The sequence below is a fragment of the Caulobacter segnis genome, assembly GCF_019931575.1.
Taxonomy (GTDB): Bacteria; Pseudomonadota; Alphaproteobacteria; order Caulobacterales; family Caulobacteraceae; genus Caulobacter; species Caulobacter segnis_C.
Genome location: NZ_CP082923.1, coordinates 1,234,346 through 1,257,680, shown reverse-complemented (window position 1 = coordinate 1,257,680; position 23,335 = coordinate 1,234,346). Strand labels below are relative to the sequence as shown.

Annotated in this window: 13 protein-coding genes; 4 read left to right on the top strand and 9 right to left on the bottom strand. The window is 66.7% G+C overall.

Translation table 11 applies throughout. The features are described from left to right. Positions 1-90: 90 nt before the first annotated feature. From K8940_RS05765 to K8940_RS23840, 3 genes are all read right to left on the bottom strand, one after another. Positions 91-1,401, bottom strand: coding sequence for an HlyD family type I secretion periplasmic adaptor subunit (locus K8940_RS05765; RefSeq protein WP_223393664.1), 1,311 nt, complete (start codon positions 1,399-1,401; stop codon positions 91-93). A 64-nt stretch (positions 1,402-1,465) separates the two neighbouring features. Next, positions 1,466-3,190, bottom strand: coding sequence for a type I secretion system permease/ATPase (locus tag K8940_RS05760; RefSeq protein ID WP_223395781.1), 1,725 nt, complete (start codon positions 3,188-3,190; stop codon positions 1,466-1,468). 215 nt (positions 3,191-3,405) lie between these two features. Further along, positions 3,406-6,267: a beta strand repeat-containing protein gene (locus K8940_RS23840; protein WP_263285792.1), complete on the bottom strand. Its 2,862-nt coding sequence runs from the start codon at positions 6,265-6,267 to the stop codon at positions 3,406-3,408. A gap of 264 nt (positions 6,268-6,531) precedes the next feature. Here K8940_RS23840 and K8940_RS05745 point away from each other — a divergent pair, with 264 nt between their 5' ends. From K8940_RS05745 to K8940_RS05730, 4 genes are all read left to right on the top strand, one after another. Further along, on the top strand, positions 6,532-6,831 hold the full coding sequence (locus K8940_RS05745; RefSeq protein ID WP_223393662.1) for a helix-turn-helix domain-containing protein: 300 nt from the start codon (positions 6,532-6,534) through the stop codon (positions 6,829-6,831). Positions 6,832-6,897: 66 nt separating this feature from the next. Continuing rightward, a complete protein-coding gene (locus tag K8940_RS05740) occupies positions 6,898-8,379 on the top strand; it encodes a hypothetical protein (RefSeq protein WP_223393660.1) in 1,482 nt (493 codons plus the stop codon). A 186-nt stretch (positions 8,380-8,565) separates the two neighbouring features. Next, entirely contained in the window at positions 8,566-9,762 is a 1,197-nt protein-coding gene (locus tag K8940_RS05735; protein WP_223393658.1) for an FkbM family methyltransferase, read from the top strand. A gap of 10 nt (positions 9,763-9,772) precedes the next feature. Further along, positions 9,773-11,077, top strand: a complete 1,305-nt coding sequence (locus K8940_RS05730; protein ID WP_223393656.1) for a glycosyltransferase family 4 protein — start codon at positions 9,773-9,775, stop codon at positions 11,075-11,077. Here the strand turns inward: K8940_RS05730 and K8940_RS05725 are convergent. The 6 genes from K8940_RS05725 to K8940_RS05700 form a co-directional block, all read right to left on the bottom strand. Continuing rightward, complete coding sequence (locus K8940_RS05725) at positions 11,074-12,579, bottom strand: tryptophan halogenase family protein (RefSeq protein ID WP_223393655.1); 1,506 nt, start codon at positions 12,577-12,579, stop codon at positions 11,074-11,076. The genes K8940_RS05730 and K8940_RS05725 overlap by 4 nt on opposite strands. A 23-nt stretch (positions 12,580-12,602) precedes the next feature. Then, positions 12,603-13,709, bottom strand: coding sequence for a cupin-like domain-containing protein (locus K8940_RS05720; RefSeq protein ID WP_223395779.1), 1,107 nt, complete (start codon positions 13,707-13,709; stop codon positions 12,603-12,605). Beyond that, positions 13,634-14,356: a SapC family protein gene (locus tag K8940_RS05715; RefSeq protein WP_223393654.1), complete on the bottom strand. Its 723-nt coding sequence runs from the start codon at positions 14,354-14,356 to the stop codon at positions 13,634-13,636. Before K8940_RS05715 ends, K8940_RS05720 begins: the two co-directional genes overlap by 76 nt. Before the next feature lie 97 nt (positions 14,357-14,453). After that, positions 14,454-17,558: a TonB-dependent receptor gene (locus K8940_RS05710; protein WP_223393653.1), complete on the bottom strand. Its 3,105-nt coding sequence runs from the start codon at positions 17,556-17,558 to the stop codon at positions 14,454-14,456. 400 nt (positions 17,559-17,958) lie between these two features. Beyond that, positions 17,959-20,448 carry a beta-galactosidase GalA gene (gene galA, locus K8940_RS05705; RefSeq protein WP_223393652.1) on the bottom strand — a complete coding sequence of 830 codons (2,490 nt, stop codon included), beginning with the start codon at positions 20,446-20,448 and terminating at the stop codon, positions 17,959-17,961. Positions 20,449-20,593: 145 nt separating this feature from the next. Further along, positions 20,594-23,227 (bottom strand): TonB-dependent receptor, encoded by a 2,634-nt coding sequence (locus K8940_RS05700; RefSeq protein WP_223393651.1) that lies wholly within the window; start codon positions 23,225-23,227, stop codon positions 20,594-20,596. Positions 23,228-23,335 lie beyond the last annotated feature (108 nt).

Genomic DNA, 23,335 nt, shown 5'->3' with positions numbered 1-23,335 from the left:
GGCCGATTGGAAAGCGGCGGCGGCGACATTTCCGCCTCCGACGACCGCATTCCGAAAAGCCTTGCAAATCAGGACGTTGAAACCCGGGTGCTACTCCTCGCGCATGGTCGTCCGCAGGGTGTCGCGCAGCGGCGAGAACAGGTACTGCAGCACGGAGCGCTCACCCGTCGACACGATCACCTGGGCGGGCATGCCGGCGGAAACCTTGGCCCGGAGCGGCTTGGGCAGTTGCTTGACGTCGACCCGGACGATGCCGAGGAAGTAGGAGGTCTTGCCGTCGGGATCGGACAGCCGGTCGCGCGAGATGGATTGGATCTTGCCGCTGAGGATCGGGATCTCGCGCGAGTGGAACGCCGGCAGGCGGACCTCGGTCACCATGCCCGGATAGACGTTGTCGACGTCGGTGGGCTGGAAGTGCGCCTGGATCACGAAGGCCTCGTCATCGGGCGCGATGTCGATCAGCGGCTCGGCCGGACGCACCACGGCGCCTTCGGTGAAGAAGCGCAGGTTCTGGGCCGTACCGCTGACCGGCGAGACGATGTTGATCCGCTTCTGGGCCTCGGAAGCGACGACTTCCTTCTCGGTGACCTCAGCCAGCTTCACGCGAGTTTCGGTGATGCTCTGGCTGACTTCTTCGAAGAACTGCTGCTTGATCTGGCGGATCTTCAGCTGGGTTTCGGCCGCGCCCTGCACGGCCTTGGAGCGGTCGGCGGTCAGGCGACCGATCGAGCCCGACAGCGAGGCCTGCTCGCGCTCCAGCGCCAGCAGGCGCGGCCGCGGCACCAGACCCTTGTCGTAGATCTTGCGCAGGTCGTTGAGCTCGTCCTGGATGAAGCCCAGCTGATCCTTCAGCCCCTGGGTCTGGCGGTCGATGCCGTCGATCTCGCTCTGATACTGGTCGCGCTGGGCGTTCATCAGGTCGACCTGGCCCTGGATCGTCTGGCGACGCTCCAGGAACTGGGACTGCTCGTCGGCGAGCGCGCGCGCGACCATCGGATCGGCGCGTTGCGCCAGCAGGTCGGCGGGGAAGCTGATCGTGGCGCGCTGGTCGCGCTCGGCCAGCAGCCGCGCCTCCATGGCCTTCAGGGCCACGTACTGGTTCTTGGTGATGCCCGCCGCGGCGTTGGCCTGGGTGGCGTCCAGCTCGAACAGAAGCTGCCCGGCGTTCACCTTCTCGCCTTCGCGCACCAGGATCTTGCGGAGGATGCCGCCTTCCAGGTGCTGGATCGTCTTGCGATTGCCCTCGGCCGAGACGACGCCGTTGGCGATGACCGCACTGTCGATCTGAGCGAAGTAGGCCCAGCCCAGCATGCCGACGAAGGTGAAGGCGATGATGGCGTAGCCGATGCGGGCCACGCCTTTGAAGTTGTCCGTCGGACGCTTGATCTTGGGGGGCTTCATTCTGTTTTCAGCCTGATGGGCGCGCTTTGGAGGCGGCCTCGAGAAAATGTACGGACCGAAGTCGTCAGTTGGCGCGGATCGGCGTGGGCGCCGGCGGCGGGGCCTGAGGCGCCGCGCCGGTCAGCTTGGCCAGCATGGGATCCCGCTCGCCGAAGTCAGAGATGACACCCTGGTTGATCACCATGATGTAGTCGGCCTGCGCCAGCAGGTTCAGCTTGTGGGTCGCGAAGATCACCGTGCGCTTGGCCGCCTTCAGGCGGTTCATGGCCTCCATCAGGGCCATTTCACCCAGCTGGTCGAGACTGGCGTTGGGCTCGTCCAGGACCAGCAGGGCCGGCATGCGGAACACAGCGCGGGCCAGGGCCAGCCGCTGGCGCTGGCCGCCAGACAGCGAAGCGCCGCCCTCGCCGATCGGCGTGTCGTAGCCCTGCGGCAGGGACTGGATCATTTCGTGCACGCCCGCCAGGGTCGCGGCCTCGATGACCTCCTGCGCCTCGAACTCGGTGAATCGGGCGATGTTCTGGGCGATGGTGCCGGAGAACAGCTCGATGTCCTGCGGCAGATAGCCGATATGGCGACCCAGCTTCTGAGGGTCCCATTGCTTGATGTCGTAGCCGTCCAGGCGGATGACGCCGGCGGCGCAGGGCCAGACACCAACGATGCCGCGCAGCAGCGAGGACTTGCCCGCCGCACTGGGGCCGACGATGGCCACGGCCGTGCCGGCGTCGATGCGGAAGCTGGCCTGGCGCATGGTCGGGGCCTGAGCGCCGGGGGGCAAGATGGAGGCGGCCTCGGCCGACAGCACGCCGCGCGGATCGGGCAGCGGCATGTGTTCCGAGGTGTCCTTTTCCTCGCGCAGGGTGACCTGCAGACGATCCCAGGCGCTGCGGGCGCCCAGGAAGCCCTTCCACTGGCCCACGGCGCCCTCGATCGGCGCAAGCGCCCGGCCGACCAGGATCGAGCCGGCGATCATCGAGCCGGCCGAGATCTTGCCCTGGATGGCCAGATAAGCCCCGCCGCCCAGGATCAGGGTTTGGACGACCTGGCGGAACACCTTGATGCCCGACATCACCGCGCCGCCGGCGTCGCTGGCGGCGGCCTGCCAGGCCACCTGCTCGTCGCGGCGCACGCGCCAGCGCTGCTGCAGGCCGCCCCACATGCCCATGGCCTTCATGACCTCGGCGTTGCGCAGGGTGGAGCCGGCGTCGTTCTGGGCCGCGATCGAGGCCATGGTGGCCATCTGGATCGGGTTCTTGGTCGAGCGGTCGTTCATGACCGCCAGGCCGAAGATCACGAAGCAGCTGATGATGGCCAGGACCCCGAAATAGGGGTGCAGGATCCAGGACACTACGATGAAGACCGGGGTCCAGGGCGCGTCGCAGAAGGCGATCAGCCCGCCCGTCATGAACTCGCGCACCTGGTCCATGTCGCGGAAGGCCTGACCGCCCGGCCCGCGCCGGGTCAGGGTCGAATCCAGCACCGCCTTGAAGATCGGATCGCGAGCCATGCCGTCGAACTTCAGCCCGCCGCGCACCAGCACCTGGGTGCGCAGCGCCTCCAGCAGGCCATAGACCACGAACAGGAAGACGCAGAGCAAGGTCAGCGCCACCAGGGTGGAGACGTTGCGGCTGGACAGCACGCGGTCATAGACCTGCAGCATGTACAGCGGGCTGACCAGCGCCAGGATGTTGATGAAGAAGCTGAAGACCATGGCGGTGATCACCGCCGGTTTCGCGACCCCAACGGCCTTGTCGAGAATGGTCGGCGCGGCGCCGGAACGGTTGAAGATCATCTGGAGCCTTCGAAACGTCGCGCCGTATGGCGAGCCGTATACAGTAACAACTTAGGTCGCGTCTCGACCACGAAATTGTGGCGGAAAATGAACCACTCCGCCGCGCGGCGTAAGATCACAAGGCTGTAGCGTCTGCAAGAGAGTTGAATCGAAAAGGCCGCCCCCCTCTCGGGGGGCGGCCCGGTCGAAACATCGACTAACCTTGACGGCGATTAGGCGCCGACGAAGGTGGTCGCGGTCGCGGTGTTGGTCGACAGGTCGACGAGACCCGTCAGCTTGATCACTTGGTCGGCACCGTTTTGGAAGGTGGCGGCGTCCGAGTTGTCGATCACGACGTAGGTGTTGCCACCGTACACGAACCACTTGACGTGCGAGGTGTTGCCCGTCGTCACGTCCGTAGCGGCCGTACCAGCGTCCAGGTAGTCTTGGAACACGGCAGTATCGGCGTTCAGGCTCGTGATCTTCGTCGCGGTCGCGTCAATAGCAGCTTCCGACACCAGCGAGGCGATGTTGATGGTGTCGCCACCGGTACCGACCGCGAAGTCGGTGATCGTCGCGTAGGTGTTGCCAGCAGCGTTGGACGACAGCACGAAGGTATCAGCGCCAGCGCCACCCGTCAGGATGTCGAGGCCCGTACCCGAGGTGATCGTATCAGCCTTCGAGCCACCGACGATGGTGTCGGCAGTGACGCCACCCGTCAGGCTGTTCACGGCCGTAGCCGAACCCGTGATCGAGGTCGAGCCGGTCGTGGCGGCCGAAACATAGGTCAGACCGCCGGTGTTGGCAGAGGCGTCAACCGTCTTCAGGGCGGTGTTGCCCGTGTTGGTCAGGTTGAGGCCCGCCGAACCGGTGACCGTCAGCTTGGTGGCCGAGGTGGCGACCAGGGTCATCGTGTCGGTGTGAGCCGTGGTGTCGGTGTCCGTCGCGTTGATCGTGACGGTTTCAACACCGGCCAGGGTCACGCTGCCAGCAGCGATCGCGGCGGCCGAGCTCAGCGTCACGGCGAACGTGTCGCTGGTGCCCGACGCGTCGGCCAGAACGACCGTGGTAGCGGCGGTCGGAGCGGCCGAGATCGTCAGGCCAGCGCCGGCAGCGACGTTCGTGAACGTCACCGCGCCAGCGACGGCGTTGGCGATCGACAGACCGGCGAAGCCCGTGGCGTTGTACGAACCGGTAGCGGCCGTACCCAGACCCAGGATTTCGAAGCCCGAGATGTTGGCGTTCAGCGACGGGTTCGAGAAGGTGCCCGCAGCAACGTTCAGCACCAGGGTGTCGGTGCCGGCGCCGCCAGCGATGGCCTTCGTCGGAGCCGCCGCGATCGTCAGGGTATCGGCAGCGCCGCTACCCGTGAAGGTCGAGGTGGTGGCGTCCAGAGTGACGTTCACGCCCTTGGTGTTGCCCGAAGCGTCCACCGAGGTCAGGCTGCTGATGCCCGAGACGTCGGCGGTCACGGCGGCAGCGCCGGTCAGGGTCAGGGTCTTCAGCTTGTCATCAGCGGCCAGAGCCGTGGTGGTCAGCGTGGTCGTGGCGCCGGCGTTGACCGTCAGGCTGGTGGCGAGGTCGAGGTCGAGGTTGACGTTCGAAGCCTTCGTCACCGTGTTCAGGGTCACGCTGGTGGCGGTAGCGTCGGTAATCGTGGCGCCACCGGTCACGTTGTTCGCCGTCACGGTCAGAGCGTGCGAAGCGGTCGTGTTGACGACGGTCGTCGCGGCCGTGGTGTTGGAGACCGAAACCGAGGTCAGGCCGTCGCCCGTCAGGGTCGCGGTGCCCGTGTTGCCGTCAACCGAAACTTTGGTCAGCGTCGAGCCGACAGCCGCCGAGGCGCCCGAACGGTCGGTGATCGCAACGGTCGTGCCGCCCGAGACCGTGGCCGACGTGATGCCGTTGGCGACCGCAGTGCCACCGACCACAACAGCGCCAGCGCCGTTGGAGATCGACAGAGCGCCACCGCTACCAACGACGGTAACGCCGAAAGCGGTCGTGTTGCTGACAGTCAAAGCCGTGGTCGAAGCCGCGGTGATCGTCTGACCAGTGGTGGCCTTCAGCGAGAACGACGCCGAGGTCAGGCCGGTCCAGCCCGACACGTCAGCAGCGTTCGACTTCAGGTCGTTGACCGAGGTCAGTTCGAGCTTCTCGACATTCTTCACCGTCAGCAGGCTCAGGTCGAGACCAGCGCCGGCCACGTCACCCAGCTTCACGGTGTCAACGCCACCGGCGCCGTCGATCGTGTCGAGGCCGGTCACGGTGGTGTTGGTGCCGGTGATGGTGTCGTTGCCGCTGGTGCCGACCACGCCATCGATGCCGGTGGTCAGAGCGAGGGTCGAACCCACGCCGCCCGGGCCGTAGCTGGCGAACAGGTCGATACCCGCAGCGTTGTTGGCCGTCAGCGCGCCGTCGTCAGCCAGATCCTTGATCAGGTTGGTCGAAGCCGTGGCGTACGAACCGAGGCCAGCGCCGTTGTTGTACGTCGTGGCGGCGTACAGGATTTCACCGACGATGGCGGCCTTGACGGCCAGGTCGATGTCGGCCTGGGTCGTCAGACCCGGGACATTGGCCTTCACGAAGGCGGTGTAGTAGGCGATCGACGTCGCGCTGGTCAGGTAGGCGACCGAGTTGTCGACGTTGATGCCGGCAGCAGCAGCGGCGCTATTGCCGATGATGATGTTGTAGGCGGCCTTCGTGGCGTCAACGACGCTCAGCGAGCCGTACGAAGCCGCGAAAGAAGCCTTGGCCGTGGTGTTCTGCAGGGCCAGCGACACCGCTTGAGCGATGAAGCGGTTTTCGCCGTTCAGGCCGGCTTGCGAACCCGTGCCGACATAGGCGCTGTTCAGGCTGGTCAGGCCCGCTTGGCTGGGCGCGAAGCCCAGGAAGAACTGATAGGTGCCGACGCTGACGGCGGTCGTGGTGTCCGAGGCCAGGTCAACGGTCGAAGCCAGAGCTTGGTCGTTAGTCAAGGTGCCCGCGGCGTTCTGGTTGGCCAGAGCCTGCAGGGTCAGGGTTTGCGCGGCAGTCGGCGCGGTGCCAGCATTGGCGTTCGTGAAGAACGTCGTCAGCTGAGTGACGTTATAAGCCATTTGGCTTGTCTCCCAAAGATAATCCCACACCCCCTGCGACCGAGTGGCGCGCATGGGAGCAGCGATGGCTATAGAGCAAACGTCATACGTCGACAATAGCCGAAATCAGGGGGTACAGCATTTTTCTAACCGGTATAGCATTTTCCTATGTCGCGTTCCTTGTACCCCCGCCAATGAAGGGGTATATGGGACGTAGGAATTTTACGCCTGCGAGGGACGAGCGACAGCGCTCCGCGCTCGTGCGCGGGGACGCGAGACTTTATAATGTATGGCAACCCTCAACGTCGCAGCGCCCCGGAGGTTCAAGACCTTCGACGCGAAGGTGGTCGCTGGCTGAAGGAAACGCGCGAGGCCGCCGGCCTGTCGCAACGCCAACTGGCGGCCAAGGTCGGAGCCGACTACTACACCTTCATCTCGCAGCTGGAGACAGGTCGTGGCCGCATTCCGCCGGACCGCTACCGCGACTGGGCGCGAGCGCTTAACGTTCCGGAAAGGACGTTCGTGCGGGAACTGATGCGGTTCTACGATCCGATCACCTACGAAATCCTGTTCAACGAAGAGTAGTTCGGCTAGCTTGCCCTCGCTGGCGGGTCGCCAGCTCACTTTATTTCGCGGGAACCCTCCGCCGACATGGCCGCGCAAGTCCTCTCGTTCTTCCAGCGTACGCCGCGATTCGCGCCCGCCCCGGCGGATTGGAGCCAGCAGGAGCTGGCCGAATTTTATCGCGTCGAAGCCGCTCTGATGCGCGCGGGTATCCGTGTTGGCACCGATCGGGGCCTGAGCGACGAGAACGAGCCCTGGTTCGTCTTCTACCGCACCGATGACGGCGAGGTGGTCATCCACTTCGCGCGCATCGACGGTGAGTACCTGATCGCCGGCCCCGCCTATGAAGAGATCGCGCGCGGCTTCGACTTCTCGTCCCTGGTCCGCAACATGGTGGCGCGTCACCCGTTGATCCGCCGTTCGGACCGTGGCGACAACATCTCGATCCACCCCGCCGCCCTGCTGGTGGCCGTGGTCGGCACCGCCTTCTTCAAGACTGGCGAGGCCCGCGCGGCCGAAACCGGCTCCGCCAACGCCCCCGCTCACGCCCGCCCGGCCCTGCTGACCTCGAGCTCCAGCGCCAGCCTCACCGGCGGCGCCGCCGCGGTCGCGACCGGCGCGGCCCAGTCGACCTACGACACTGTTCAACTGCCCGCCAGCCAGGCGGTGATGGTTCTGGCCGCGGCCCTGCTCGCTTCGGACTTCAGCGTCGACGCCTCGACCCTGGACCCGGCGGCGAGCGCGGCCCTGGCCTCGGCCGCCGCCGCGCTGGATTTCAGCGGCCCGACCTCGATGACTATCGCCACCGAGAGCAGCGACCTCGCGCTGGCCAGCGACCACGTCCAGGCGCTGGCGAGCACGTCGGCCCAAACCGTTTCGTCGGTGCTGTCGCTAGTGGCGCTGCTGTCGACCCTGCCGCACGCAAGCGAGTCGCTCTCGACGCCTGAAGCGATACAGGACGTCTCGGACGTGGCGCGCCAACAGGTGAACCTGTCGCCTCTGGGCGCGCCCGCGGTCCATGAAGCGGCCAACTGGTCCCTGGAAGTGCGTCTCGGCGCGGGCGCCCTGCCCAATGTCGAAGCCGTGCAGCTGGTGCGCGCCCTCGTCGGCGATACGGCCGCCCAGAAGATCACGGTGATCGAGGTCGCCAAGCTGCCCGACGTGCTGGCCGAGATCATCTCGCGGGGTGAACACTATCAGGCCGCGCCGATCACCTCGCAGGCGACCGAAACGACGGCCCCCGAGACGCCCGTGGCGGCGTCCGAAACGTCCACGTCTTCCAGCGGCGAGACGACGACGCATCAGCCCGAGAGCCACGCGACGTCGATCAACGCCGGCATCGTGCCACTGGATCTGGTGACGTCGTTCATCAGTTTCTTCACCGAGCACACGCAAAACATTCTCACCTACATGAATGGCGTGCAGGTGGTGATGGTCGATGCCGATCTGATGCATAATCCCGGCGCGCTCGACCACGCGATGACCATGACGTTCGATTTCGCCGACGGCAGCGAACTCAGCTTGATCGGCGTCCATAGCGCGTTCCTGAACGGCGGCTTGCTGCACTAGGCGGCTCGCGGCGAAGGCGCGAACGTTGGCGCGCCTCGGGTCCGCCAGCTCGCTCCATTTATCCGCCCTGGATGGTTCCATCCGGACCCGACACGCTCTAGACCGGAAACGGGTCGCGTCGATGCGCCCATTGCTCCTCCAACAGGACAGGCGCAGGCCGAAAGGCCCCGCCCAGGAAGGATAGACTTGAGGCCCGCCCGCCTGGATCTGGCGATCAGCGCCGCGATGCGCGCTCCCGACGCCGAGACGCCCACGACCCATGCTCCGCCGCCTCCGCCGCCGCGCCGTCGGTTCGGCTTCGCCCGCCGCTTGCTCGGGCCGGTGCTCTCGCCGGTCGCCAACTACGCCCGCCGCTACCTGCAGGCCAGCGTCGAGCACGAGCTGCGCGAGACCCGTAACCACCTCCATGCCGTGTCGGCCGACCTGCGCGCCGTGGAGCATCGGCTGGACCTGCTGCTGGGGCAGAACGAGCGCCTCGCCGCCGCGCTGAGCCAGCTCGACGCTAGGGCCGAGCGCGACGGGGTCGCCCTCGCCCGCCTCCCCGGCCTGTTCGGGCCGCGCTTCGACGAACTGGAGATCAAGGCCCGGCCGCTGATCCACTACGACGGCGAGTCGACGGCCATCCGCATGCGCGACGGCTACATCCTGGCCCCGACCGCCTTGCCCACCTTCGTCACCATGCTGGCCAACGCCACCAGCCGAGGCCTGGAGCCCGGCACCGGCGACGTGCTGCGCCGCCTGGTCCAGCCGGGCATGGTGGTCGCCGACGTCGGCGCCAATATCGGCCTGCTCACCTTGCTGATGGCGTGGGCCACTGGCCCATCCGGCAAGGTCATCGCCTTCGAACCCGAGGCCGTGCCGCGATCGAACCTCGAGAAGATGAAGCATCTCAACGGCCTGGCCTGGGTCGAGGTGCGTGATCAGGCCGTCGGCGAGAAGCCCGGCCGTCTGACCTTCCACGTCAGCGACATCATCGGCCACAGCTCGCTATACGCCCTGCCCGAAACCGAAGAGGCCCGCACGGTCGAGGTCGAGGTCGTGCGCCTGGACGACGTCGCCCCGGCCAAGCGCATGGACGTGGTAAAGATCGACGTCGAGGGCGCCGAGCTGGACGTGCTGGCCGGCATGAAGGGCCTGATCGCCAAGAACCCCGACCTGGCCATCGTCGCCGAATTCGGGCCAGAACATCTCAAGCGTGTCGGCCAGACCCCGGCCCAGTGGTTCAAGGCCTTCACCGACGCCGGTTTCAAGGCCTACATCATCGACGAGGCGACCAGCGCCGCCGAACCGACCAACGCCAAGGCCGCCGCCAAGGTGGTCTCGGCCAACATCGCCTTCGTGCGCGCCGGCGGCGACGCCGAACGTCGCCTACTGCGCCGCTAGGACCCGAGTGATGAAGATCTGCTGGGTCACGCCTTTCGTCCTGCGCTCGTCGATCGGCCGGGTCAGCGCCGAGGTCACGAAGCAACTGGCCGCGCGCGGTCATCAGATCGAGATCCTGCGCTGCGAGGATGAGGACGAGCCGGGCGAACCGCTGCATCCGACCGCCCTGCCCGTCCGGCACTGGCGAACCCGTGACCTGTCGGAGCTGCGGACCGAATTCGACGTCGTGGTCGTCAATATCGGCGACAACTATCCCTTCCACGCCGGCGTGTTCCCGGTGCTGGACGCCGCCCCGTGCCTGGGGATCTTCCACGACTTCTATATCTACAACCTGTTCTCGGGCTGGCTGCACCACAACGGCCTGGACTATCGCCGACACGACGCCGAGATCGTCGCGACCTATGGCCCGGTGGCCGAGCCTTACGCCGTGGCCGTCCGCTCGGGCCAGATGCTGGATATGGGCGAGATCGCCAAGCACCTGCCAATGACCGAATGGCTGGCCGGCCGCTGCGAGGCCGCCCTGGCCCACGCCAAGTTCTACGCGCCCAAGCTGGAGGCCGTCGTCCCCGGACCGGTCGCCGTGACGCCGCTGTGCTGCCCTGACCGCGCGACGCCGCCGGGGCCGCCCAAGGCCAAGACCCAACTGACCCTGACCACGGTCGGGGTGATGAACCCCAACAAGCGCGTCGCCGACGTGATCCGCGCCATCGGCGGTTCGGACACGCTGAAGGCCTGCGCCTACCGCCTGGTCGGCCCGATCTCGGACGAGGAGCGCGCCGCGCTGGAAGGCGTCGCCGCCGAGGCCGGCTTCGCGAACCTGATCATCGACGGCGCCGTCGACGACGAGACCCTGGACCGCCGCCTGGACGAGGCCGACATCATGGTCGCCCTGCGCAAGCCGGTGCTGGAAGGCGCCTCGGGCTCGGCGTGCGAAGGCATGCTCAGCGGCCGCCCCACCGTGGTGGCGCGCGCCGGTTTCTATGGCGAGCTGCCCGACGACCTGGTGTTCAAGATCGACGGCGCGATCGTCGTGGAGGAGCTGCGCGAGGTCCTGGAGCGCCTGGTCGCCGACGAGGCCCTGCGCCGCGAGACGGGCAAGGCCGCCCGCGCCTGGGCGCTCGAAACCCTCAACGCCACGCGCTACGCCGAGGCGGTCGAGGCCCTGGCCCAGGCCCAGGTCACGAGCCGCCCCTTGCTGGCCGTCGGGACCCGCCTGGGTAACGAACTCCGGGCTATGGGCCTCGCGGATGGCGATCCGGCCGCGGCCCGGATCGGCGCCACGCTGCAGAGGCTGTTCGCCCCGGTCGAGGCCTAAACCGCCGCGCCGTAAACGTGCGGCGAGGGGCAATAGCGCTCGATGAAGGCCTGGTGCTGCGGCAGGCGCTCGACCGCGCTGGCGATGTTGCGGCTGAGATCGTCCAGGGCCTGCTTCAACTGCTCAGGCGGCATCAGGCGGCCCATGTGGTGGTGAGCCTTCGGCTCCAGCCGCTGGCCCAGCATCACCTGCAGCCACGAGTCGACCTGGAACAGCTCGCCCGGCGCCTGGAAGACCTGACCGTTCTCTCGGAACAGCGCCAGACGATGGGCCAGGCTGTCGGGGATTTCCTGGGTCCGGCAGTGGTCCCAGAACGGGCTGTCGGTGCGTTCGGTCACCTTGTAGTGCAGGACGATGAAGTCGCGTATCTTCTCGATCTCGTCGTTGGCGAGGTTGTTGAAGCGATCGCTGATCGAGTCGTTGCAGCCCTGGAACGGGAACAGCTGCAGCAGGCGGTGGATCGCGATCATGATCATGTGGATCGACGTCGATTCCAGCGGCTCGATGAAGCCGGCGGCCAGGCCCAGCGAGACGACGTTCTTGTCCCAGGCCTTCTGGCGGCGGCCGGCCCGGAACTTGATCAGCTTGGGCTCGATCAGCATCTCGCCCTCGACCACGTCGTGGAGCATCTGGAGCCCCTCGTCGTCGCTCATGAACTGGCTGGAATAGACCAGGCCATTGCCGACCCGGCCCTGCAGCGGGATGCCCCACAGCCAGCCGGCCTTGTGAGCGATGGCGCGGGTGTAGGGACCGGGCGGCGCGTTGCTGCTGGTCTGGACCGCCCAGGCCCGGTCGTTCGGCAGCCACTTGCCATAGTCCTCAAAGCCGACGCCCAGCGCGCCGTTGATCAGGAGGCCCCGAAAGCCGGTGCAGTCGATGAAGAGGTCGCCCTCGATCACCTCGCCGCTCTCCAGCACCAGCGCCTCGACATGGCCATCATCCGACCGTTGCCTGACGCTGGTGATCTTGCCCTCGACGCGGCGGACGCCCTTGTCTTCGCACTTCCGGCGCAGGTAGCGGCCGTAGAGCGCCGCGTCGATGTGGTAGGCGAAGTTCACCGGCGACTCGTCGTCGGTATAGAACTTGTCCTGCTCGGCCGCCTTCAGCTCCAGGCAGTAGTCGCCCAGATCGCCGCCGAAGCCCTGGGCCTTGGCCTCCAGCCAGAAATGGTGGAAGTGGCCCAGCCAGTTGGACTTTCCGATCTTGCCGAACGAGTGAATGTAGCGGTCGCCGATCTCACCCCAGTTCTCGAACGAGATGCCCAGCTTGAAGGTCGCCTGGGTGGCGGCCATGAACTCGCGCTCGTCCAACTGCAGCAAGGCGTTGAAGGTGCGCGCCGTCGGGACGGTGGATTCCCCGACCCCGACCGTGCCGATCTCGTCGGATTCGACCAGGGTGATGTCCAGCAGCGGCCCCAGCTGGCGCGATAGGGCGGCGGCGGCCATCCAGCCGGCCGATCCGCCGCCGGCGACCACCACCTTCTTCACGATCTGACCGCTCACGCCATCCTCCCTGGACTTCATTCTTATCGGTTCAGCCGGTCGAGCAGGTACGCCCGCAACCGTCTGGCCTTCATCTCGTCGATCGGCCCCAGTGGGCCGCGCGCCGCCTCGGGCACGTGCGCCCCGGCGCGCTCGGCAGGACCGAACACGTAGTAGTCGAACAGGGCTTTCCAGCCCTGCTTCTCGAACGCGGGCCGGTCGCGCAGGCTGAGCAGGCCGTGCAGCATGGTGTTCATTGGCGTGTCGGCGTGGGCCGGCGCGCTGTTCCACCAGTAGTTCACCAGCACGTTGAACGGCTCCAGCGCCTCGACCTGGTGCCACCACAGGGCCGGATAGACCAGCACGTCGCCAGGCTCCATCTCGGCCACCTGGGCGCTCTCCAGCGCCTCGCGGAAGCCGGGATGGGCGTCGAAGTCGGGATTGTCGAAATCGACCAGACTGACCACCTGGCCGCCGGGCGTCGGCTCCAGCGGGCCGGGATAGAGATTGGCCACCTGGTCGGGCGGGAACAGGGTGAAGCGCCGCCGGCCCACAGCGCAGACGGCGACGTTGTTGGACATGTCCCAGTGGGCGGCCGCGACGGTGCGATTGCCGATCCAGATCCCGGCCATCGGCGGCTCGGAGCCGAACACGTCGGGGCCCAGGCCCAGGTCGTTGGCCGCCTTCAGGCTGGGGAAATAGGCGTCGAGGTCGGTGGAGCCGACATAGACCGACGGCGCGTCGTTGGCGCCCTCGACCTCCTCGATGCGCCGCAGGAACGCCTCCAGCGGCGCGCGCTCGGCCTTGAAGTTCATGGCCGTGCGGGTCTCGTCGTAGAAGAACCGGCCCTTGATGGCCGGATCGCCAGTGTAGCCCACCACCCGGCCGCCCTGGTCGTGGGCGCGAATATAGTCGCGGGCCGCCTGGCCGGACCGGAGACCCGCCTGGACCAGCGGCCAGTCGCGGGCCAGGCCCTTGAACAGCATCGGCGTCTGGCCAGCCAGCACCGCGTCGAACGGGATCTCGGCGGGCGTCGCCACCGTGGTTTCCAGGGTGCGGCGGGCGGCCAGGGCGGTCATGCCAAGCTCGCCCGCTTGCGGCTCTTGCGGGCGATCAGCTCCTGGATGTTGCCCATCGACGAGATGATCCAGTGCGCCGCGCGCAGCAGGCCCGACTGGTGCAGCTTCTCCAGGTCCTCGCCCGTCATGGCCGCCAGGCGATCCGGCGCCAGGGTGAAGACATCGGGCACCTCGTAGCTGGTCTGGTCGTCCAGCTTGATTTCGATGTCGACGGGCTCGATCAACCCCAGGTCCTCGAAAAAGGCGAACATCGGCTCGGCCACTTCCAGACCCTCGTGGATCTGGGCCAGGGCTTGGTTGATCCCCTGCAGGTACGGCGAGTTGCCGCCCGCCGGCAGGAACAGGCGCTCGCCCTCGTCGCGGCTGACGCGCGGGTGGTCGAGGTCGACATGGATCATCGGTCGCGGCTCACCGCCCCGGTCGTCGCGCTGCAGGGCGATCGAGAACGGGCCGCGCCGCTGGACAGCAGGCACGTAGCGGGCGTTCCAGCCGGTCTCGTCCAGGAACAGGTTCTCGTCGCGGTCCAGGCCCAGCAGGGCCACGGCCTGATAGGCGCCGGCGGCGTCCTTGCGGATCAGGATCGGGTATTCGCGCTGCACCGCCTCGAACTCGGTCGGCAGCACCAGGGTCTGGTTGATCGCGTCGCCGAAGACCGCGCCATGGCCGGCGATCACGCGTAGGTCGGCGTGGTCGACATTGTTGAGCAGCACTCGGTTCATCTGGACCCACTCACGCTTCGGTACAGGCACTTCAAAGGAAGAAAGGGGCCGCCGCAAGCGCGGCGGCCCCTCCTTCGTTCCTAGGAGACTTCCGGTCCTAGAAGCGGTAGCGGGCGCCGAGCAGGAAGCGCCGGTCGAGTTCCTGGGCGAACCACAGCTGGTTCGGGTCCCGACCATAGGTCCTCAGGCTTTCCTTGGTCAGGTTGATGCCTTCCAGGGAGACCGCCAGCTTCGGCGTGATGTCGTAGCTGACGTTGAAGTCCAGCTGACCAAACGGCGCGACGTAGACCGGGTTACGGTCGTTGCCGCGATTGGTGGCCTGCAGGAACTTGTCACGCCAGTTATAGGCGATGCGCGCCGAGATCCCGTGCTTGTCGTAGATTAGGGTGGCGTTGGCCGTGTCCGACAGACCCAGCAGAGCGAACTGGTCCTGGCCGGGGCTGGCGCCGTTGTCGAACGCGACGTCGCCACGCACCATCGTATAGGCCCCCGACACACCGAAGCCGGTGTCGCCGAAGAAGTGCTGGGCGGCGATTTCGAAGCCGTGGATCTTGCCCGTCCGGTTGTTGATCGGACGCGCGACCTGGAAGTTGAACAGTGGGTCGGTGCTGTTGGCCGTGATGTCCACGGCCGCCAGGATGGCGTCCGTGAAGGCTTGGTTCAGGTCGCCGCTAGGACCACGATTGGCCTGGAACTGCGCCGTCGCCGCCGCCGCCGAGCCGCCGTTCTGCTGCAGCAGAGCGGTCATGGTGAACAGGTTGACGTCGGTCGGGCCCGCGCCGATCGACTGCAGCAGAGCCGCCGCCGTACCGGAGCGCGTGCCGGCCTGGCCGGACGTCGGGTCACGCAGGCCGAACAGGTTCTGCATCACCGTGCCGGTGCCGACGAAGTTGTTCACCCGCTTCTCGAAGAAGCCGGCGGTGATGAAGCTGCTGGGCTTGTAGTACCACTCCAGCGACACGTCGAAGTTGTCGGAGATCAGCGGCTCCAGGTCCGGGTTGCCGCTGGTGCCGAGCGGAGTAGCCCCGTTGGCGACCGGGCGGCCCGGCGCGTTGACCGTCTGAGCGGCGAACAGGTTGCCGTAGTCCGGCCGCGCGATGGTGCGGCTGAACGAGAAGCGACCGACCACGTCGTCCCGGAGGTCGACTTGGAAGTCCAGCGACGGCAACAGGTTGTTGTACTTGCCCTTGCCCGACAGCGGCGAATAGGTCGCCGCCGTGTCGATCCGGAAGTCGTTGTCCGACGTCCAGACGATGGCCGTCGGCGTACGCACCGCCGAGACCGAGGTGACCTTGGTCTGCTCGTAGCGAACGCCCGTGACCAGGGTGGCCGGCAGGCCGGCCAGTTCGGACTTCCAGGTCAGCTGGCCGTAGGCGGCGGCGATGTCCTCGTCGACGCGGTTGTTGTTCTGGCCGGTGACACGCACGGGGTTGCCGCGAGCGGTGTAGACCGGCGACAGGGCGTTCAGCAGGTCGACGGCGTCGGCGCGGAACGAGACCAGGCCGGGACCGGACTGCTTGAGATCCAGCTCACTGAAGCGGCAGGCCATGCAGAAGGCCTTGACCAGATTGCCGGCGTACTGCTGGACGTCACGCGGATTGGAGATGCCCCACGAGCCCAGTTCCTGCTCGGTATTGGTCGTCGACTGGGTCATCTTCGAGGTGCGGTAATCGGCGCCGAAGTCCAGGCGGCTGCCGTTGTCGTCCAGGTCGTAGGTGAAGTCGATGCGGGCTTCCTTGACCTCGTGCTGTTGGCGCTGCGCCGAGGTGCGGCCCACCTGGCTGCCCAGGTCACCCACGTCCAGCTGGCCGTTGGCGTTGCCGCGCGGGGCGGCGTCGTTGATCGTGAACGACTGGACCGGAACCTTGCCACTGTAGTCGACCGAGTGCGACGAGATGATCGGCGCGCCGATGGAGACCATGGTCGAGCTGGTGCCGTTCGGCGCGCCCGGCTTGGAGTCCGACTTCGAGATATGGCCGTCGATATTGACGCGGAAACGGTCGGTCAGGTCCCAGGCGGCGTTCAGGCCATAGGACTTCAGCGAGTCCGTGTTGGCGCGATACTGCTGCTCGAAGCCCATGTCCTTGGTGCCGCTCAGGTTTTCCTGCAGCAGGACCGCGGTGGCGACGACCGGGTTATTGTCGAACGTGACCTTGTCGAACGGGCGGTTGAACCAGTTCGTGCTGTCGTTGCGGCGCTCGTACGACTTGTTCTCGGCGTACAGGGCGTCGGCCGTAATCGTCAGGCTTTCGGTCGGACGGAATTGGGCGGTCAGCTGACCGTTGACCCGTTCGCGCTGGCCTTGCGAGAAGTGATAGCGGCTGTCGTTCGGGATCGCGACCAGGGTGTTCGGGTTCGACGGCGCATTGGTGATCTGGGTGGCGCCGCCGTTGCGCACGAAGCCGTTCGCCGGGTCGTTGAACTGGGCGAAGGTGCGGATGTTCCAGTCGTTCGAGGTGACCGAGCGGCTGGTGAAATTGCGCTTCTGGTAGCTGCCGAACACCGCCACGCCGAACTTTTCGCTCTCGTCGAGATAGTTCAGCAGGCCCGAGACTTCCGGCGTGTATTTCGAAGTGTCCTCGAGCTTCTCGGACATGCTCTGATCATAGACGCCCTTGACGCCGATGCTGCCGGTGAGGCCGTGCTCGCGCGCGTCCAGCGGGTGGCGGGTCTTGACGTTGATCGTCGCGCCGATGCCGCCCGACGGGATGGCCGCGCGGCCGGTCTTATAGACCTCCAGCGTGGTCACGCCTTCCGAGGCCAGGTTCGAGAAGTCGAACGAGCGGCTGGTGCCGGCCGCGAAGTCGGTCGACTGGTCGCCGCCGACCGTGGCGACGTTGGCCGTCGGCATGGTGCGGCCGTTCAGGGTCACCAGGTTGAAGCCGCCGCCGAAGCCGCGGACCGTGACCTGCGAGCCTTCGCCGTTGGTCCGGTCGATCGACACGCCGGTGATCCGCTGCAGGGATTCGGCGAGGTTCGTGTCCGGGAATTTGCCGATGTCTTCGGCCGAGATGGCGTCGACGACGCCGCTGTTGCTGCGCTTGATCTCGATCGACCGCTCGAGCGAAGCGCGGATGCCGGTGACGATGATCTCGTCAACCGCATTGTCACTGGTCTGCTGGGCCAACACCGGGCTGGCGAACATGGCCGCCGTGATGGCGACGCAAGAGGCAGACGCGTGCAAGCGACGAAGTCGCTTCATAGCCGTTCCCCCTAATTAGCCCTCTATGGGGCGCTGTTTATTGTTACGAGCCGGAAGCATTTCCCGGCCGCTCTTCCCGTTCCCGTCCTTGGCGAACAACCAATGCACGAGAGACTAGTTAGCGGTAACATTGGTCGCCGACCGCCGCAATGGCCAATTGACAGCGCTAGCAATCTTTTTTCAAGGCCGTTTTTGGATGATTTTTATGACAAATGGCGGGTGTTTGAGGGCGCATATTGCACCGCCGCAAAGGCGCCGCATTTCGCAAATCACGCAAAGGTTGCGTTATATTGCCCCGTGGAAACCGGTGTCCACGCACATACCCACGCGAAAACGGCCGGCTTTACGCCGCCCGTCGCCTCCCATGCGTGCATGAAATTTGGGGGAAGTGTGCGGCGCGTCAGCCGCAGTCCAGCTCGAGGCTGGCGCTCTTCAGGCCGTCGGCCACCGCAACCACCCTCGCCCGCCCAGCCTGATTCCGCCGGGTGCGGACGATAGCCTGAAGCAGCCCGTTGAAGGCCTTGCGCTGAGCCGCCACGTCGGGCTCGTGGCTGGTCGGATTGCCGTTGCCGACCCCGATCACATCGACCTCGCCCGAAAGCTCGAAGCGCACCAAGGTGTCGGCCCGCGGGACCAGCCGCCCCTTGGCGTCCACCACCTCGACCTTGAGGATCGCCACGTCCTGGCCGTCGGCCTTCAGCTTCGACCGGTCGGTGGTCAGGCGCAGGGCGGCCGGCGCGCCGGCGGTCTCGCGACGCTGGAGCAGGATGACCTTGCCGCTCCGGTAGCCGTGGGCCTCGATCACGCCCGGGGCGTAGAGTACGGACCATTCGACGTGGTGGTTGGCCTTCACCTCGCGCACGCCCTGGCTCTTGCCGTTCAGGAAGAGCTCGACCTTGTCGCAGTTGCTGTGCGCCCAGACCGCGACCGGCTGGCCCTCGCGGCCTTCCCAGTTCCAGTGCGGCAGCAGGTGCAGCAGCGGCTCCGACCGCCACCAGGCGCGGTAGTAGAAGTAGTTGTCCTTCGGGAAGCCGCAGGTGTCGAAGGCGCCGAAGTGCGAGCTGATGCTGGGCCAGCGGTTGAACGGCGTCGGCTCGCCGCGATAGTCGAAACCGGTCCAGATGAAGCCGCCCGCCATCCACGGCCGCTCGGCCGCGTGGCTCCACCACTTCTCGGCGGTCGTCGCCCACCAGGGATGGTCGGTGTCGTAGGCCGGAACGTAGCTCTTGGCTTCGTCGCGGACGTACTCGCCGCGCGTGGTGACCACGCTGGCGCTCTCGCTGCCGATGATCGGCATGTTCGGGAAGCGGGCGTGGAAGTCGTCCATCTTCTCGTGGCGATAGTTGAAGCCCTGCACGTCGATGACGGCGCTGATGCCCTCGCCGAAACCGCTGTCCATCGCCGCCGTGACCAGGCGCGTCGGATCCAGGCGATTGACCAGCCGCTTCATGGTCGTGGCGACCTTGGCGCCGCGCGCCGTGCCCTGCTGGGGCTCCTCGTTGCCGATCGACCACAGGATGACGGACGGGTGATTGCGGTCGCGGCGAACCAGGCGCTCCAGCTCGTCCATCGAGGTGGGGTCGCTGGACATCCGGCGGGTCTCGTCGATGACCAGGACGCCCAGGCGGTCGCAGGCGTCCAGCAGCTCGGGCGTCGGCGGATTGTGCGAGGCGCGATAGGCGTTGCTGCCCATCGACTTCAGCTGCTCCAGTCGCCAGACCTGCAGGGCGTCCGGGATCGCCGCCCCGACGCCGGCATGATCTTGGTGGTTGCAGCTGCCCTTCAGCTTCACCGGCTTGTCGTTGAGGAAAAAGCCCTTCTGGCCGTCGAAGCGGATCGAGCGGACGCCGAAGCGGGTGACGAACCGGTCGACCACCGCACCGCCGACCTTGGTCTCGGTGACCAGGGTGTAGAGGTGCGGGTTCTCCAGCGACCACAGGACCGGATTGGCCAGGGTCACGGTCTGCGACAGGCTCTGGCGCTCCCAGCCCGGGATGCGGTCGGCGGCGGGAGCGACGGCCAGGACGGGCTTGCCGGAAGCGTCCAGCACCGCGTGCGAGACCTCGAAGGCCTGGGCCGTGTCGCCCTCGTTGACCAGGTCGGTGTCGATCTGGATCGTGCCGTCGACCTTGGCGCGGACGAAGACGCCCCATTGCGGCACGTGGACCGGCGCGGTCTTGACCAGCCAGACGTGGCGATAGAGCCCCGCGCCTTCGTAGAACCAGCCCTCGCCCAGGCTGGCGTCCACCCGCACGGTCAGCCAGTTGTCGCCGCCGACATTGGCGATGTCGGTGATATCGACGCGGAACGGCGAATAGCCGCTGTCCTCGCGTTCCAGGATGTAGCCGTTGACGATGACCAGCGCGTCGCGGAAGGCGCCGTCGAACTCGATCGACAATCGCTTGCCCGCGTCCGAGGCCGGCAGAGCGAAGGTCTTGCGGTACCAGCCGACGCTATTCTGCGGGAACTCACGGCCCAGCGCCTTGTAGCCATGGGCGGCGCGCAGGTCTTCGTCGTCGGGCTTGCCCGAGGGCTTGTAGTCGGGGTTGTCGGCGAACGGCAGCTCGACGGCCCAGTCGTGCGGCAGGGTCACCGGCTTCCAGGCGCTGTCGTCGAAGTCCTTTTGGGCGGCGGCGGCCACCCACCAGCTGGGCGCGCTGGCGCCCTGTTTGGCGTAGGTGCGCTGGTTGGCGCCGAAGCCGAAGTCCTTGTCGGGATCGGCGGCGTGGCCCAGGGCGAAACGCCAGTCGAAATCCATGGAGATCCGCTCGCGCGGGCCAAGATCGACGGCGGCGAGAGCGGAGAGGGTTTGAGAGGCGGCGGCGCCCGAGCGGGCCAGCATCGCCGCGCCAGCCGTGGCGGCCAGGGCCTGGCGTCGATTGATCTGCATCGGGGAAGCCTCTCACGAACTCAAAAAGAAGGGGAGGAGGCAAGGCCCCCTCCCCCAGCGCAAGGAACGTCGGGGAGGAAGTTGACGCCCTAGAACTTGCCAAGCCCGATCTTCCCGGCGATCGCCGGAAAGATCGGGCGCTGGATTAGAACTTCACCGTGACATCGACCAGGTAGCGACGGCCGTAGCTGTCGTAGCGGCCGATCCGGTTGGGATCGTTGTCGCGGTACATCCGCAGTTCCTGGTTGGTCAGGTTGTTGACCTGGAAGCGGACGCCGATCGTCTCGTTGATCTGGTAGGACGAGCTGAAGTCGAGGGTCTTCTCGGTCTCCAGGGTCTGCAGGTCCGAGCCGTTCCAGCCGTAGATGACGGTCATCGGCGAGTGGTACTTCCAGCCCAGCCGCGCCTCGAAGCCGGCGTTCGAATACCACAGGTCGACCGTGGCGGTGTTCTTCGCCAGGCCCGTCATCCGCAGCGGATTGTTGGCCGGCGAGAACTCTTTCAGGTTCGATTCCACATAGGCGTAGTTCGAGTAGATGCCGAACTTGCTGAGCGGACCCGGCAGGAAGAAGAACGGCGTCTGGAACGTCGCCTCCACGCCCTGGATGTGACCGCTGCCGCCGTTGGCCGGGCTGGCGACCGTGTAGGTCTGGCCGCCGAAGGTGACCGGGCTCTGCTTCCAGCCGATGTAGCTGTCGACGTCCTTGTAGTAGTAGGACAGCGCCACCAGGGCTTCAGGACGGAAGTAGTATTCGGCCGAGGCGTCGAACTGGATGGCCTCGAACGGCTTAAGCTTCGGATTGCCGGCGCTTCCGGTCCACGGCGACCAGTTGGCCAGGCTGCGGCTGGCGCGCAGCTCGTCCAGCGGCGGACGGGCGATGACCTTGGCCAGGCCCAGGCGGATCAGCTTGCCGCCGCCGAAGTCCAGCTTGGCGTTCGCCGAGGGCAGGAGGTCGGTGTACGAATTGTCCACCGTCACGGCCTTGAAGACGCTGGCGGTGTCCTGCTGCTGACCGTCGCTGCTGGTCTCGGTATGGACTAGGCGCGCGCCGATGTTGCCGGTGGCCCACGAGCCGCCGAAGCTGTCGCCCGCGAAGTTCAGCTTGGCGTAGCCTTCGTAGACCTTCTCGTTGACCGCCCAGCGCTCGGCCAGTTCCTCGGTCGCCTTGGAGACGTCGAAGGCGTTGGCGCCGTAGGCGACGGCCGCGATCTTGTCGATGTCGCCGGTCAGCAGGGCCGGAACATTGGCGCCGTCGCTGAGCTTGTAGGCGGTCAACAGGCTGGTCGGGATGGTCGCGCCGGTGGCGGCCGGAGCGAAGCTGAAGCTGACATGGTCCTTGGTGCGGTCCGAGACGCGGGCGCCGAACTGCACGCTCTTGAAGACGCTGTCGCCGCCGAAGTCGCGGGCGAAGTCCAGGGTCGCGGCCTTCAGTTCGTCGTTCAGGCGCTCGGGGCCGTCATGCGAACCGGCCAGGTCCGCCGTCTGGCTGAGCTTGATGCTCTCCTCGCTGGTGGTGATGGTCGGGGTCACGCCGGCGCGCCAGTCGAAGGTGGTCCAGGCCGGCCAGGCCTCGAAGCGCACGGCCTTCCAGGTGTTGGTCCGCTTGGCCTTCGAGTACGAGACGTCGCCGGTGACGGTCCACACGTCGCCGGTCCACTTGCCGTTCAGGCCGCCGGCGAACAGGTCCTTGTCCTCGGAGTACTTGGCCAGCACGGTCTGCACCGAGCTGAACGGCAAGCGGGCGGCCACCACGGCGTTGTTGATCAGGGTGTAGGACGCGCCGGGGGCGTTGTAGGTCCCGTCGTTCCAGCCGATATTGCCCGTGCCGGTGTTCCAGTTGCCCCAGTTGTTGGCGCCCCAGACGGTCTGGTCCTGGACCTCGGTGATCTTGATCTTCGAATAGAGGGCGTCGGCCTTCAGTTCGAACCTGTCGGTCGGCTTGTACTGCAGGCCGCCAGAGATCCCGGTGCGCTTCTGGTCGATGCGGCTGGCCGACATCTGCGCGCCCCAGGGCGTATAGTCGACCTTGCCGTCGTGGTTGACGTCGCTGGAATAGTCGCTGGCGCCGGCCGGCGGACGCGCATTGGAGTCGTTGTAGCCCCAGCCCGTGAACGAGCCGTAGCCGTTCTTCTGGCGCTGGGCGGTGACGCCGACGACGACGGCCAGGTCGTCGTTCAGCTTGTGGACCCATGAGCCCGAGCCGCGATAGCCGGTCGTCTTGTAGTTCGGGATGTCCTTGCCGCCGTCATAGAAGACCGGACCGGCGCGCAGCACGAACTCGGGGCCGCGATAGTCCAGCGGGGCGATGGTGTTGATGTTGATGGTCGCGGCGACGCCGCCAGCGATCAGGTCGGCCGACTGCGACTTGTAGACCTCGACGCCCGAGACGACTTCGGAAGGATAGATCTCCCAGCGGACGTTGCGGTCGGGTTCGGACGAGGCGACCTCGCGGTTGTTGATCGTGCCCAGCACCAGGCGCGCGCCCAGGCCCCGGACGACGGCCTGGCTGTCGTTGCCGCGGTCGCGGGTGGCGTTGACGCCCGGCAGGCGGGCGATGGATTCGGCGATGGTCACGTCGGGCAGGACGCCGATGTCCTTGGCCGAGATGGCTTCGACGACCTTGTCGGAGCCCTGCTTCACGGCCAGGGCGTCGCGCAGGCTCTTGCGGACGCCGGTGACGACGACTTCCTCGACCTGCGAGGCTTCAGCGGCCGGAGCCGTCTGGGCGTGAGCGCCGGCGGCGGCGAACAGAGCCAGGCCGCTCACGGCGGTGAGCATGGAAATTCGAGACATCGTCTCCCCCTGATGAAACAGCGCCGCGCTTCGTTGGAATGGCGCGGCTGCCCATGTGGCGACGCGAATGCGCGTCAGGCGCTCCCGCGAGCG

What these genes read in the sequence shown, in the direction of transcription:
- K8940_RS05765 (WP_223393664.1), bottom strand. Translation starts at nt 1,401, where the DNA reads ATGAAGCCCCCCAAGATCAAGCGTCCGACGGACAACTTCAAAGGCGTG.
- K8940_RS23840 (WP_263285792.1), bottom strand. Translation starts at nt 6,267, where the DNA reads ATGGCTTATAACGTCACTCAGCTGACGACGTTCTTCACGAACGCCAAT.
- K8940_RS05745 (WP_223393662.1), top strand. Translation starts at nt 6,532, where the DNA reads ATGTATGGCAACCCTCAACGTCGCAGCGCCCCGGAGGTTCAAGACCTT.
- K8940_RS05740 (WP_223393660.1), top strand. Translation starts at nt 6,898, where the DNA reads ATGGCCGCGCAAGTCCTCTCGTTCTTCCAGCGTACGCCGCGATTCGCG.
- K8940_RS05730 (WP_223393656.1), top strand. Translation starts at nt 9,773, where the DNA reads ATGAAGATCTGCTGGGTCACGCCTTTCGTCCTGCGCTCGTCGATCGGC.
- K8940_RS05715 (WP_223393654.1), bottom strand. Translation starts at nt 14,356, where the DNA reads ATGAACCGAGTGCTGCTCAACAATGTCGACCACGCCGACCTACGCGTG.
- K8940_RS05710 (WP_223393653.1), bottom strand. Translation starts at nt 17,558, where the DNA reads ATGAAGCGACTTCGTCGCTTGCACGCGTCTGCCTCTTGCGTCGCCATC.
- galA (WP_223393652.1), bottom strand. Translation starts at nt 20,448, where the DNA reads ATGCAGATCAATCGACGCCAGGCCCTGGCCGCCACGGCTGGCGCGGCG.
- K8940_RS05700 (WP_223393651.1), bottom strand. Translation starts at nt 23,227, where the DNA reads ATGCTCACCGCCGTGAGCGGCCTGGCTCTGTTCGCCGCCGCCGGCGCT.